The 14,698-nt window shown below is 38.7% G+C and carries 13 protein-coding genes and 1 pseudogene; all 14 read right to left on the bottom strand.

Features of this window, described 5'->3' with window-relative positions:
* The coding region (locus KQI91_RS13630) for a restriction endonuclease subunit S (protein WP_216393320.1) at nt 1-1,028 on the bottom strand (1,028 nt) is incomplete at its 3' end.
* Entirely contained in the window at nt 1,025-2,551 is a 1,527-nt protein-coding gene (locus KQI91_RS13625) for a class I SAM-dependent DNA methyltransferase (RefSeq protein WP_216393319.1), read from the bottom strand. The genes KQI91_RS13625 and KQI91_RS13630, both read right to left, overlap by 4 nt.
* Before the next feature lie 36 nt (nt 2,552-2,587).
* Nucleotides 2,588-4,933 (bottom strand): EcoAI/FtnUII family type I restriction enzme subunit R, encoded by a 2,346-nt coding sequence (gene hsdR, locus KQI91_RS13620; RefSeq protein ID WP_216393318.1) that lies wholly within the window; start codon nt 4,931-4,933, stop codon nt 2,588-2,590.
* Between the two features lie 144 nt (nt 4,934-5,077).
* Nucleotides 5,078-6,076: a PDDEXK nuclease domain-containing protein gene (locus tag KQI91_RS13615; RefSeq protein ID WP_216393317.1), complete on the bottom strand. Its 999-nt coding sequence runs from the start codon at nt 6,074-6,076 to the stop codon at nt 5,078-5,080.
* Between the two features lie 233 nt (nt 6,077-6,309).
* Nucleotides 6,310-7,890: a glucose-6-phosphate isomerase gene (locus KQI91_RS13610; protein WP_216393316.1), complete on the bottom strand. Its 1,581-nt coding sequence runs from the start codon at nt 7,888-7,890 to the stop codon at nt 6,310-6,312.
* 93 nt (nt 7,891-7,983) lie between these two features.
* Nucleotides 7,984-8,646 carry a hypothetical protein gene (locus KQI91_RS13605; protein ID WP_216393315.1) on the bottom strand — a complete coding sequence of 221 codons (663 nt, stop codon included), beginning with the start codon at nt 8,644-8,646 and terminating at the stop codon, nt 7,984-7,986.
* A complete protein-coding gene (locus KQI91_RS13600; RefSeq protein ID WP_216393314.1) occupies nt 8,639-9,190 on the bottom strand; it encodes an RNA polymerase sigma factor in 552 nt (183 codons plus the stop codon). Before KQI91_RS13600 ends, KQI91_RS13605 begins: the two co-directional genes overlap by 8 nt.
* Nucleotides 9,191-9,275: 85 nt before the next feature.
* Nucleotides 9,276-9,746, bottom strand: a complete 471-nt coding sequence (locus KQI91_RS13595; RefSeq protein ID WP_216393313.1) for a hypothetical protein — start codon at nt 9,744-9,746, stop codon at nt 9,276-9,278.
* 160 nt (nt 9,747-9,906) lie between these two features.
* A complete protein-coding gene (locus KQI91_RS16330) occupies nt 9,907-10,092 on the bottom strand; it encodes a PD-(D/E)XK nuclease domain-containing protein (protein ID WP_330654579.1) in 186 nt (61 codons plus the stop codon).
* Nucleotides 10,089-11,618: an AAA family ATPase gene (locus KQI91_RS13590; RefSeq protein ID WP_330654578.1), complete on the bottom strand. Its 1,530-nt coding sequence runs from the start codon at nt 11,616-11,618 to the stop codon at nt 10,089-10,091. Before KQI91_RS13590 ends, KQI91_RS16330 begins: the two co-directional genes overlap by 4 nt.
* Before the next feature lie 143 nt (nt 11,619-11,761).
* Nucleotides 11,762-11,893, bottom strand: a pseudogene (locus KQI91_RS16500) (cell filamentation protein Fic); the annotation flags it as partial.
* 180 nt (nt 11,894-12,073) lie between these two features.
* Nucleotides 12,074-12,844: an ABC transporter ATP-binding protein gene (locus tag KQI91_RS13585; RefSeq protein ID WP_216393312.1), complete on the bottom strand. Its 771-nt coding sequence runs from the start codon at nt 12,842-12,844 to the stop codon at nt 12,074-12,076.
* 13 nt (nt 12,845-12,857) lie between these two features.
* Nucleotides 12,858-13,628: an ABC transporter permease gene (locus KQI91_RS13580; protein WP_216393311.1), complete on the bottom strand. Its 771-nt coding sequence runs from the start codon at nt 13,626-13,628 to the stop codon at nt 12,858-12,860.
* Nucleotides 13,629-13,649: 21 nt separating this feature from the next.
* Nucleotides 13,650-14,669: an ABC transporter substrate-binding protein gene (locus tag KQI91_RS13575; protein WP_216393310.1), complete on the bottom strand. Its 1,020-nt coding sequence runs from the start codon at nt 14,667-14,669 to the stop codon at nt 13,650-13,652.
* Between the last annotated feature and the right edge of the window lie 29 nt (nt 14,670-14,698).

Raw genomic sequence — 14,698 nt, 5'->3', positions numbered from 1 at the left:
CAACGCTCGATTCCATCCAACTTTTCATAATAAGAATTATCCCGTCTATAAATGATAGATTCTTGCTTATTTCGCTTGATTTTTCCTTCTTGAATCAGTCGCTCTTTTTCTGCTCGAATGCGTTCCAAAAGGATAGAAGCTGGTTCATCTGACGGATCTTGTGGAACAAGTTTTCCCTGGATGGCTTCCTGTAAAATAGATTTTTTGAGTAGTTCAGGAAATTCTCTATTCAGCTTTTCAGTGTAATTATATGCATTATTATACTGAACAACATAAGTAATTATCTTATCCAGTTTCTTTACGATTCGTTTTTGCTCATTTTGAGGAGGTAATGGAACTAACATATGAGCTAGAGTTTTTCCGTTACAGTTTGGTTGTGCTGTGGCGATGGTTCCATTTTTAAGTTGTGACCAGTACAACTCTGTTTCCATAAAATATTTTAAAAATTCAGGGCATAAAAGAACACTGTATCTTGTTCTAATTAAGTACCCAGCATATATGGCATCTTCTGGAACCATTTTTACAAGATATGATTTACCAACAGTACCGCCTGTTCTTGCAAAAAGAATATCGTTAGGTTTTAGTAAATAGGTGTCTATATCTTTCTCATCAATTTCGCAATATGGTACTGTTTGCCATACAACACTATTATCTTGAATATCACTAATTCGTACCATTTTTATGCGACCATTCTCTTTTGCAGGTGCATTATAACCATACTGAATTGATTTGGATAATGTTCCCCAACGTACCCACTCCCAGCTTTCTGGAATCTCAAATGGCACATCATCCGCTATGCACACAGGCTCATTCTTGCCGACTTTCTCATAAGGCAAGTTATCGGCACCACGGAAGATATAAGAAGGGTTCTTTTCTTTTTTGATTTTTCCATCTTTAATAAGCTGTTCTTTTTCTTTTCTTATTCTCTCCAACAATACAGACGCAGGTTCATCATTTGGGTCTTGTGGAACAAGTTTACCCTGGACAGCCATCTGTAATATTGAATTTTTCAACTGTTGTCCAGTCATTCCTCTTCCTCCAAATCAATTCCCAATATTTCCGTAATCTGAGCCAAAATACGATCTATATCTGCATTCAGACTTGCTCTTTTTTCCTGATACTGTTGAATCAGCTCTTTAGGTGGCAGAATTTCTTCTTCCTCGTGCGGGTACCCACAAAGATCGATATTATAATTCCTTGCAATAATCTCTTCTACTGTATACTTCTTTGCTTTATCAAAACCATCTACATTAATTTCTTCCCTATTGTTCCACCATTCAATAGCCGGTTCAAAATGTTTAAGTTCCATTGCCTTCGTCTTAGAAAAGTTCTTGTATCCTTCTGGCATATCCAAACGGTAGAACCAAGTTTCTTCTGTCGGCTTTGTATGATCGAAGAATAAAATGTTGGTAGTAATGGAGGTATATGGAGCAAATACACTATGCGGCATACGAATTATAGTATGCAAGTTAAATTCTAACAGAAGTTTTTTCTTAATAGCAACCTTGGCATTATCTGTACCAAACAGAAATCCATCAGGCAAAATAACTGCTGCACGACCATTCTTTTTCAGTCGATACATAATAACTGACATAAACAGATCCGCTGTCTCACTACTTGCCAGATCAGTCGGGAAATGATTTTTCACTTCCGTTTTCTCATTACCACCATAAGGTGGATTCATCAGAATAACATCAAACTGATCATCAACAGTGTAATCCAGAACATCCTTTAGCAGAGAGTTATCATGGTAAATCTTTGGTACATCAATGCCGTGCAACAACATATTTGTAATACACAACATATACGGAAACTGTTTTTTCTCAATACCGTAAATAGAACTATCATAAGCTTTCTGATCTCCGGTTGTTACCACTTTTTTAGAGAGTTCTTTTAGCCAGCTCGTAAGAAAGCCACCCGTACCACATGCAAAATCAGCAACCTGTTCGCCAATCTGAGGTTCAATCATTTTTGCCATAAAATCAGTCACAGCACGAGGTGTATAAAATTCTCCGGAGGAACCGGCACTTTGCAATTCCTTCAAAATGGTTTCATAAATCTCGCCAAAAGCATGACTTTCTTCATAATCTCCAAGATCAAGATTATCTATAACATTGATAACCTGACGAAGTAAAACTCCATCCTTCATATACTGATTTGCATCAGCAAAAGTAGTTTGTACAATGGCTTTCTTTATTGGAGTTGATGAATCAACTTTGACACCCTGAATGATTATTTTTCCATTCCCATCCTTGATATCATTTCCCTTTAATACAGGAAACAGTGTGTTATTCACAAAGTTTAACAGTTTATCACCTGTTAAAGCAGTCCCTGTATGGTCATCAACAGCCCAGTTCTGCCAGCGGCACTCTTCTGGAATAATAGAAACATAATCTTTTTCCTCCATATCCCAGTCCTGCTCTTTTGCATCATACACTTTCAAAAAAAACATCCACGCAATCTGCTCAATACGCTGGGCATCACCATTGATACCGGCATCATTTCGCATAATGTCACGAAGTCTTTTTACAAATCCCGATAAATTACTCATCTTCTATACCGCCTTAATTTTTTGTTTTCCCACAATTTATACCGCTTCATCTGCATAAATTGCTTCTTCAAGTTCTTTAACCGCCTGCATATAACCGGCTTTACCTCCAAAATATCCGGCAATCTTTGCAGGTTTTCCGAGTTTCTGAAACGGATCAAGTTTTAAAATTTCTGTTTTTTCAATTTCATAAATTCCAGTGTTCATATACTTATCAAGAAGACTTTCCAGCACTTCTCTTGCAATACCACTGTATTTGCTGAAAAAATCCTTTTTCTTGACATTATTGGCTCGCTCTTTACGGGTCAACGGTTTCTTGTCAAACGCTACATGGCAGATAAAATCAAAATCATCCACATCTGACATATTCTGCTCTGATTTCATCAATTCAAGATCAATGCCACGCTCCAGCAACATTTCCCTGATTTTTTCTTTCTTTTCTTCCTTTGACCAGTGACGAATGAAATTATCCAAAGATGCATATTCTCCACGGATATTTTCCTTTGTATAATCTACAATACTTTCCTGTCGAAGTAATTTTCCATTTACATCATATACAGATACCGTTTTATGAATAATTTCCACCTTGCATCCATCACGGCTGACAACAGGCTTTGGATTTCCAAGTTCCGGTGGATCAATCGGACCAGGTGGATCATCCGATCCCGAAGTCGGTGGCGTTGTCTGTCTGCCTGGAATGAATCCAGGATCAATCATAATCGGGCCATCCCAGTCAGGATCAGCAAATAATCTGGTAACATTGCGGAAATCCATAACAACAAAATATGTTTTTCCTTCTTTTTCACGCAGTCTGGTGCCACGACCGATAATTTGCTTAAATTCTGTCATGGAACCAATCATTTCATCCAAAACAATCAGCTTTGTCATCTTACAGTCTGCACCGGTAGATAAAAGTTTTGATGTAGTTGCAATAACCGGATATGATTCAGAAACAGAAATAAAATATTTCAACTTCTTTTTACCATAATCATCACTTCCGGTAATGCGCACAACATAATCCGGATTTTCTTTTACCATATCAGCGTTCAGATTAACCAATGCCTGACGCATACGTTCAGCAGCATCTTCTGTTGCGCAAAATACAATCGTTTTCGCCATTCTATCCGTGCTTTTCAGATAACTGGTAATCTCAGATGCAACCTGTTGAATACGGTCTTCAATAATAATATTATAATCATAATCACTGTTTGTATAAATGCGATCTTCTATTTCATTTCCATAGATATCTCTCTGACCCTTACGAGGTCTCCATCCTTCCCCAATATCCGTCATAATATTGATAACCTTAAACGGTGCAAGGAAACCATCTTCGATGCCTTCTTTCAGGCTATACATATAAACAGGTTCGCCAAAATAGCTGAGATTGGAAATATACTTAGTTTCCTTTGGGGTAGCAGTCATTCCAATCTGTGTAGCCGAACTGAAATATTCCAAAATTCTGCGCCAGCGACTCTCTTCTTTGGCAGAACCACGATGACATTCATCCACAATGATGAGATCAAAGAACTCCGGTGTAAAAAGCTCACTGAAATGTTCCTTATCATCATCACCAACTAACTGCTGATACAAAGAGAAATATACTTCATGAGAAGTAATGGTATTTTTATCATCTTTAGACACATTGATCTTGTGAATCACTTTTTCCAACGGAGCAAAATCCTGCTGAATAGACTGATCCACAAGAATATTGCGATCAGCAAGGTACAAAATCTTCCGTTTTAATCCACTTTGCAACATACGATAAACAATCTGGAATGCTGTATAAGTTTTCCCTGTACCAGTGGCCATAACAAGAAGCAGGCGATTCTGTCCCTTTGCAATAGCATCTACAGTTCGGTTAATGGCAATGCGCTGATAGTAACGAGGTGGATATGTATTTTGGCTACTGTAATAAGGCTGTTCAATTACCGCTTCCTGTGTCGGTGTCATTCCTGATTCCTCTTTAAAACGAGTAATCAGTTCTGCTTCCGTCGGAAATTCATCCAATTTAAACTGACGTTCTTTCCCTGTAAGAAAATCATGCTCCGCAAAGCCATCTCCATTTGAACTGTATGCAAACGGAAGGTCAAGCATCTTTGCATAGGTCATTGCCTGCTGCAAACCATACGAAATACTATGTTTATTGTCTTTCGCTTCAACAATGGCAATCGGATTGTTTGCATTTAAATATAAAATATAATCTGCTCGCTTCGGCTTTTCACGAAATACCAGATTTCCCTTTAAGTTAATTTTACCCTCTGTAATCTGTGCCGATTTTTCCATAGCAATCTTTCCCCTGTCCCATTTTGCAATAATTGCAGGGGTAATATACTGTAATTTAATATCTTCTTCAGACATTTTACTCTTTGGTATAACGGTACTCATTTGTATATCCTCCTTCCATAGTATTGTCTTACATGAAAACTTCTCATAATCCAAAATTATCGGAAGTTATATCTCAAAAAAATAATACTGTAATATAAAGTCATCTGAATTGCAGCAACACAATTTCAAATTCTGAAACCAAATTTACTTAATTCGTTTCTGAATATCCTCAACAGACGGCAACTGCTTTTCCAGATCATCCGGTAGGCTGCTGGTTATTTTGTATTCGCTTACCCCAATAGGCTTTGAAATATCCTTGAGCGAATATTCTGCAACTACATTGTTCTTACTTTTACACAGAAGCAATCCAATGGACGGATTATCCTGTTCTTTCTTCAAAATGCCGTCCACGGCTGAAAGGTAGAAATTTAGCTGACCGGCATATTCAGGCTTGAAGTCACCGGTTTTCAATTCGATAACCACATAACAGCGCAAATTCAGGTTATAGAACAGCAAATCAATGTAAAAATCCTCACCACCTACATTCAAGTGATACTGATTTCCCAGAAACGCAAATCCTGTTCCAAGCTCTAAGAGAAGCTTTGTGACATCCCGAACCAGAGCCTGCTCAATATCCCGTTCGAGCATATCTTCCCGAAAAGGAATGAAATCAAACACATATGGGTCTTTCATAGTCTGCACCGCAAGCTCACTCTGTGGAGATGGTAGGCGATGTTCAAAATTTGTAACTTTATTTGCCAGAACCTGCCGCTGATATAATCCACTTTCAATTTGATGAATCAGAACACTGTGGGACCACCCATTCTCAGCCGTTTTTTCAATATACCATATACGCTGTTCTGGATCTTTAACTTTTTCCAGAATTGCAATATTATGGGACCATGGAATTTGTGCAGACACCGTCTGCACAAATTCCCGATCTGGATAAGTCTCGGCAAATTTTGCCATATACTTCAAATTTCGAACGGAATATCCCTTACTCTCTGGAAAAGCAAGCCGAATATCAGTGGCAAGATTATCAATAAACTTATTTCCCCATGATTTATGTTCATTAATCACGCAACCGATGTCATAATAAAGAAGCAGCATATCTGCATTCACATGAACTGCTGCGCGGTACTGTGCAGACCTGATTTCACTCTTGATATTTTCAATAATAGAAAGATATTCCGATGTATTCATTAGCACACTCATCGCCTCGCTTTCACATAAATCTTATCATTATTTTTCTCTCTTAATATATTCAATATGTATAATTCTATAATAACTTGTTTCTTCTAAAAAAGAAAGAAACATTCAAAAAAGCAATTTCCAAAAATAAAATCCCGGTATATAAAAAACCAAGCCCCTCACCTGCAGAATCTCATCTGTAAATGAAGGGCTTGTATTATTTTATAATTAATTTAATTTGCAGATTAAATATTCAGAAGGTCGCTGAATACTTTCAGTGCTCCGTCTGTCTCATGTGCAAGAACACGTTTTGCAAGGACTTTACCAAGCTGAACGCCTTCCTGGTCGAAGCTGTTTACATTCCACAGGAATCCCTGGAACATAACTTTATTTTCGAAATGTGCAAGGAGTGCACCAAGGCTTGCCGGATTTACCTGCTCACCAATGATGATGCTGGACGGACGTCCACCTTCGAAATTTTTATTGCGGTTGTCATCTGCTTTACCGCATGCAAATGCAACGATCTGAGCTGCTACGTTTGCACAAAGTTTCTGCTGGCTTGTGCTGTCCTGGATCACTACATCTGTACCCATCTGGTTGTTCTTAAATCCGATAAACTGAAGCGGTACGATGTCTGTTCCCTGATGAAGGAGCTGATAGAAGGAATGCTGTCCGTTTGTTCCTGGCTCACCGAAGATTACCGGTCCTGTTACATAGTTTACAGGCTCACCGAAACGGTTTACAGATTTTCCGTTAGATTCCATATCAAGCTGCTGTAAATGTGCCGGGAAACGGCTCAGTGCCTGTGAATATGGAAGAACAGCTGTGCTTGGATATCCAAGGATATTTCTTTCGTATACACCGATCAGTGCATCCAGCATAGCCGGGTTCTGCATAACATCTTCATTCTTTGCAAGCTTGTCTTCTTCTGCTGCACCTTCAAGGAATTCTGCAAATACTTCCGGTCCAAATGCCAGAGATAATACAGCACCACCAACTGCAGATGTGGAAGAATAACGTCCTCCTATATAATCATCCATGAAGAATGCTGCAAGGTAGTCATCGCTCTTTGCAAGAGGAGATGTCTCACTTGTAACGGCGATCATATGCTTGGAAGCATCCAGACCTGCGTTCTTCAGGGCATCTTTTACGAAGGATTCGTTTGTCAGTGTTTCAAGGGTTGTACCTGATTTGGATACCAGTACGAAAATGGAATGTGCAACATCGATAGAATTCAGGACTGCTGCTGCATCGTCCGGATCTACGTTGCTGATGAATTTTGCTTCCATTTTGAATTTATCATTTTTCTTTGCCCAGTTTTCAAGAGCAAGATACATAGCACGAGGACCAAGGTCGCTTCCGCCGATACCGATCTGAACAACAGTTGTGAATTTCTCTCCTGCTGCGTTTGTGATCTCACCTGCATGTACTTTGTTTGCAAAATCAGCGATCTTCTGCTGCTGTTCTACATAGAAAGCACGTTTGTCAACACCGTCAGCTGTAACAGTATCGCCAAGCTGTCCACGTGTCAGCTGATGAAGAACAAGACGTTTTTCACCTGTGTTGATCACTTCTCCATTATAGAGTGCTGCATATTTCTCAGTAAGCTGAGCTTCTTTTGCCAGTTTCTTAAGAGCTTCCAGCACTTCATCATCTACCTGCTTTGCAGCATAGTTATATGCAAGACCTGCAGCCATCGGTACGCTGTAATTCTTTACACGCTCTGCACCGTTTTCTCCGGTCATGGCTTCTACAAGGTTTACTTTTTTTACATTGGAAAGTTCTTTGAATGATTCAAGAGTATCCAGGTTGTTCCAGGTAATCATAATAAGATTCCTCCTTAAAATTAGATGTTCCCGCTGTTTTCAGGATTCGTTTCAATCTCTTTGATTATAATATCAAACGGGAGCAAATTCAAGTCAGTTCACAGCTGCATTTAAAATATCCTGAAACTCGTTTTCTGAAATTCCCTCCGATAAGTACAAGGAATAGGAATAACCTTCATATGTCCAGATTGCCAGATTATATCTCTGATCATCACCTTTTAAAGTAATCTGTATATCATTTAGAGAAATCACGTCCCGCAAGGAATACTCATTGTAATCACCGGAACAATCTTCCGTTCCTTTCTCCTTACGATAGACAGCATAATCACCATCACTTCCTGTATATTCAATCTCTGCAAGTTCTTCCAAGTAAGAATAATATTCAACTGTATCCGCTTTAAACGGCAAAATTTCTTCTTGCAGATCGTATACTGGGAAGCCAACCTTTTCAGATAATTCCTCAACCGAAACACATTCCACGATTCCATTTGCTATCTGAACATTATCATCTGTCCCAATAGTTGTACGATCCTCCTGAGCGACAGATATATTCTGTAAATGATAGACAACAGGAACCGTAATTACACATACAAGCACAACTGCAGCCGCAGCCAGATAACGGACCGGAGGATGAAAAGAACTAATCTTTTCCTGTTCTTTTTCTCCACCCTCTCGTATGACATTGGATAAAATCCGCTCATGTGCCTCCTCAGACATATGAATTCTTTCCATAATTTCATCATAAGATCTACTCAAAATCATATGCCTCCTTCAGAATTTTTTTCAGCTGTTCCCGTCCTCTTCTCAGTTCGGAACGCACACTGCTCTCATTTCGATTCAGAATCTTCGCTATATCCCGGGTTGCATATCCTTCATAATAAAACAAATGAATAACTTCTCTGTATTTTACCGGAAGCGCTTTTACTGCCTCCCACACAAAAGAAAGATCTTCCCTCTCCTCCTGAATAAGAGTATCCAGTAATTCATCGGTTTTTCTGATTTTTTTATATCGGATTTTATTTTTGCTGAGATTTGCAGCTACCGTAAGAAGCCATGCTTTTTCCTTCGCCATATCCATATTTTGAGGGGCTTTCTGCCAGTAGCGGATTACCGTTTCCTGCACAATATCCTCGGCATCTTCCATATTATGCAGATACGAATATGCCATTCTCAGGATATCATTTTCATATAATTTCAGAACTCGCACAGCAGTAGCATTCACTGTTTCCGTTCGTGCCAGTGTCTTCTTTTCCCTGTCTGTTATTTTGGAAAATCGACAGAGAATTTTCCATATTATCATCTGAATTTTATGCTGCACATTTTTTTCTTTATATATTTTTTCACTCAACAGCCAGATACTTTCCATATATCATTCGTCTTTCTGTCTATTTTATCTTTTTCACCAGACTGATCATTGTTTTTAAACGTACCGGTTTGGAACTTGTAATGGAATAAGTATACTTACCTGATTTCCATGTTGCAACACTGACTGTTTTTCTGTTGCCTCTGAATCGCACTTCCTGAATATTTGCCGTAAAGTCCGAAATTACTGTTTCTGTGTTGCCACCACCACTGACAGACGCATTTCCTTTTGTTTTACGAATTACGATCTTATTCTTATTTTTACCTTTTTTCTGTCTATAACAAATCTGGAATGTTTTCTTGTTGATCCAGGAGCTCCCTGTCCTTTTATACCCCTTAATTCCAGATGTTACTTTTATTGTAAATTTTTTGCTCTTCTGTACTCCACAGACAGGTTCTGATACACCTTTTGTATTTGCCATAACTACTGTTGATTCCACCGGTGTCAGTGCCAAAATCCCTGCAAGAATACCTGCTAAAAGTTTTTTCTTCATAATTCAAGGCTCCTTTATGTCTTCTGATTTTGTATTTCACTATATAAACACCTTGAAATGGAAAAATGTTGCATAAACGAAAAAAAGCTTTTATGGAAATTTACACTTTTCTAAGTGTGTTTGTCCATAAAAGCTTTACACTTTTTTCTTAAACAGTATTTTATAAAATCAGAACTTTTTTTCCTTCAAACGCAAAACCGTAATGATAAATGTTTTCCTCTGGAATTCCCATTTTAAGAATTTCTTTATCGTAATTCTTTTCTGCAATCTGTTTTAATGCTGCATTTGCAGTGTCTTCCAGCGTCTTTTCTTCATCTGGATCGTGTACTTTGAATTCCAGAATCATGGCACGATTCTTTTTATTAGTGGCAGCAACAGAACATCATAACGTCCATATCCGCTCTCCCTGTTTGATTTTACCACATAGTGATCTCTCAGCTGCACAAGCAGTCCAAGAACGAATCCATGATAAAACCTCTCAGGTTCTGTTCTTCCAGAAGGATGTCTGCCAACATCGAAACTGCTGAATGTTGCAAGTGCAACTTCATTCATATAGGCATTCATTTCCTTTTTGTTTCCACTTAGAAGAGCCTCTATAAATCCATTATAACTATTCGACGATACAGTAAACCAGTTCTGAAACATGCTGCTGAACATGCTCATTGTTTCCAGATTTGTAATTTTCAGATGATACCATGGAGTTCGCAGGGTTCCTCTGTATTCTATCTGTTCTATTTTCAGATACCCGCTGGCCACCATAAGGCTCCAGATTGCATTTGCATTCTGTTCCAACTGTTCAAAAACAATCTGCTCATCAAAGTTTACAATGATTTCTTCTCCACTCAGCAGTATTTCCATTTTCTCTTTGATATCGGATGCTGAAATTTTAAGTAACTTACTGATCAGGCCATTGGAACTTGTCGATGCCCAGTAAGTATCAAATCGTTTTTTATCCAGATAATTTGTAATAGACCACGGATTATAAATATCTTTGAGCCTTCCAAAAGAGAAACCATCATACCAGTTTTTTACTTCTTCCTTCTGATTTCCTAATCCAAATTTCTCCAACGCATAAAAAACTTCCTCTTCTGTAAAGCCGAAATACGAAGCATATTTTTCAGACACTGCTGTAATAACATTTAAATTATTCAAATCTGAAAATATTGATTCTTTTGACACTCCCGTAATTCCTGTCAGCATTGCTCTTTCCATATATGGATTTGTTTTAAAGGTTGAATTAAAAAGAGCTCTGATAAATGTTGTCAGTTCCTCCCAAAATCCATATACATATGCTTCCTGCATGGGAGTATCATATTCGTCCAGTAAAATAATCACTTTTTTGCCATAATATCTCATCAGACAGGACGACAACGTTTTTATGGATCTCGCGACTATTTCATTTGTAATCTTTTTATCTGGCGACGGGTTATTGCTGTAATTATCCAGTACTCTGAAAAGCTCTTTTTCGCCATCTGTCATGATATCGCCTTGTAACAAGTATCGATGTGACTGATATAATTCATTTATGATTGCAATAATTCCATTTCTGCATTCCTCATAATTATCTGCTTTTACATCTGCAAAACTCAGATAAATTACAGGAAAAGTTCCCTGAAGTTTCTGATATTTTTTCTCTTTCCATATGGAATGTTTTTTGAACAGATAGCTCTTTCCTGCATACTGATTGGAAAAAAAACACTTTAACATACTCATATTCAGAGTTTTACCGAAACGACGCGGACGCGTAATAAGAGTCACGTCATCCCCTGACTCCCACCACACTCTGATCAGATCCGTTTTATCAATATAAAAGTAATTTTCTTTTATGATTTCTTCATAATCCTGTTTGCCAATGCTTATGATCTGTTCCATACCATCACCTTCATTTCAGTCTGCTTTATAATTGGGGACTCACATTCTGATTTTTATTATAACAATGAAAATGAAGCTCAGCAAGCAACTTTAAATTCATAATATGCTTAATCTATTATAACTTCCAAAGTACTCAGTTGTAAGTACAGAGCCGCCATCATCTTCTGTGTCAGCCAAATATTCTCATCCTCATAACACATTTCAATACTGTCCTGCTGACCCCCTACAGAAGCCACATAGGTTAAGTATTCTGCTGCACTGGAACGAATAGTGATTTCAGTTTTTTTTCTTCAACAACTTTCCTCCTCAAGACACTTTTCCATGATTGGATTTATTATTTCCAAAATATAATTATATTCTATAATAGCACAAAATAAAAGAGCACCGATATCACCTATCAGTGCCCTGCTATTAACATACCCAACAGCATGTCCATCTATTCTAAAAAAAATCTGTCAGATAACAAAATCTTCTTCTGTTTCTTCACTCCTATAAAACTCATTAAACACTCTCTTGCGGTAAAAAGCAAAATCTGCATTGGTCCTGTCACGGTCTCTTGACAGCTCAATCGGTATTACATCTTTGATCACACCTGGTTTCGGAGACATGACGACTACACGGTCACCAAGATAAACGGCCTCATCAATATCATGTGTTACCAGTATAATCGTCATATGTTCTTTCTGCCAGATTTTAAGTACTTCCTCCTGAAGATTGATCTTGGTAAATGCATCCAGCGCGCCAAATGGTTCATCCAGTAATAATACATTCGGACGATTGATCAGTGTTCTTGCAATACTTACTCTCTGCTGCATTCCCCCGGAGAGCTGAGCCGGCAGTGCTTTTTCAAATCCATGAAGTCCAACCATGTCTATATGTTCCTGGATCCGCTTCTTTTTTTCTTCATTGGAAAGCTTTTCTGTAATTCCAAAAGCAATATTCTTCTCAACACTGCTCCATGGGAAAAGTCTGGATTCCTGAAAAACGATTCCTGTCTCTTTGGAATTCGGTTTGTTGATTACACTCCCATTTAAACTGATCTCTCCACTGCTCACCTGGTCAAGTCCCGCTATCAGTTTCAGAAGTGTGCTTTTTCCACATCCGCTTGTTCCCACAATACTGATGATCTCACCCGCTTCAATATCCAGGCTCAGATCATGCAAGACTTCCAGCTTCTTTCCGCCGATGATAAAATTTTTCTGCACATTTTTTAAAGAAAGTCCCATTTTTCTCCTGCTCCTATGCTCTCCAGTACACAATTTTTTTCAGAATCAGTGTCATGACCAAATCAATGATCAAACCAATACATGCAATACAGATAATTCCAAGAAGAAGCATATCCGGTCGTACCAGTTCTCTTGCAATCTGTATCATATATCCGACCCCTGACGATGCAGCGATCATTTCTGCCGTAACTACGGCCGTCCATGCATGACTGATTCCCAGACGTAATCCTGTAAAAACAGAAGGAATCGCAGATGGAAGTATAATCCGAAACAGAATTTCTATTTTACTTTTTCCAAATGCCTTTGCAAGCTCCAGCAGTTTGGGATCTGTTTCCTGAAATCCCTGAATCGTATTTAATAAAACCGCCCAGAATGCCCCAATCGCTATGATCGTAAGTTTTGAACTCTCACCGATTCCCATCCAGAGTATCAGAAACGGAATCAATGATATCGGCGGAATCGGGCGAAGGATTCCAATAACCGCTGCCAGTAACTTTCTGACCGGCGGAAGCAGACCATCCAACGTTCCTACAATAAATCCAAGTGAAGAACCTATTGCAAATCCTTTCAGAACTCTTCCTGTACTTGCCAGCAGATAACGCTGCAGACTTCCATCCTGCCACATATCTGTAAAACATTTTTTCAGTTCATCCGGACCGGCAATCAGATTGGTATTAAGAGTGCCGTTCTTTGCCCCATACCACCACCAAACGATAATGATCACAGGAATAAACATTGCTGATGAAATTGTTTCCAGTCGATTTAACACGCCGTATTTTTTCATATCCGCTATTGCTCCATCTTTTTATTCAGCAGTAATTCCTGCCGCTTCCAGATAAGACGTATCAATATAGTCTTTTACACTGATCTCAGATTTCAGAAGACCATATTTATATGCATCATCTGCTCCCTGCTGCAATCCCTGAATCTGTTCATCTGTCAGATAAGTATTGTTATCCTGCTGTTCAAATAAAGTCTTTACATCTGTCGTTTCCAGGCCTGCTTCTCCTGCAATTTTTTCTACTGCCTCCTCCTTGTTCTCTTTTGACCAGTCAGCTGCTTTCTGAATCGCTGAGAGAAATTCAGATGTTGTCTCCGGATAATTTTTCAGGAAATCATTTCCTGCAATGATCGGTCCGACAAAAGTTTTATATCCGTCTGCAGTTGCTAGAACTTCCACATCATCCGTCGTTGAAAGAATCTTGGAAATATTCGGTTCATTTGTAACTGCCGCATCAATGTCTCCATTTACAATGCTTGTGTTGATATCTCCAAACGAAAGATTTGTATACTGTACATCCGCATCTGTAAGTCCTCCTTTTTCAAGATAAATTTCTGCAAGCGGCTGAACATTACTTCCAAATGCAGTCGCATAGGTATGTCCTTTCAGATCTTCAAAAGATTTGATATCTGCATCTTTTCTGACAAGAAGCGCCTTTGCGGTATCTTCTGAATATTTTCCGATGATCGTATACTCTCCACCATTGATCAGCCCTGCAAAAGTTGGTACATCTCCCAGAAATGCCACATCAATATCTCCGCTGTTTACAGCCTCTACCATTGGCGCTCCCTGACTGAATTCTGTAAGTTCCACCGTTGTTCCCTCTGTTGAGAAAGCGTCATCAAAATATCCAAGTGCTTTTGTCAGATATGGACTGTACGTTGATTTCTGAACTGCAACATGAATCGTTGTCTTCTCTTCGCCTGCCGTATCCTGCTCTTTTGCCTGAACCGTCAGACTACTGCTTACCAGAAGAGCTGTTACTGCTGCAAAAACTCCTGCCTTCTTTAATCGCTTTCTGAATTTATCTTCTCCTGTTCTCATAATATTTCGCCTCCGTTTTTATGTTTTTT

This window comes from Blautia sp. MSJ-19 (assembly GCF_018918125.1).
Taxonomy (GTDB): Bacteria; Bacillota; Clostridia; order Lachnospirales; family Lachnospiraceae; genus Blautia_A.
Note: the sequence above shows the minus strand (reverse complement) of the source record. Positions and strands in the feature narration are given on the sequence as shown.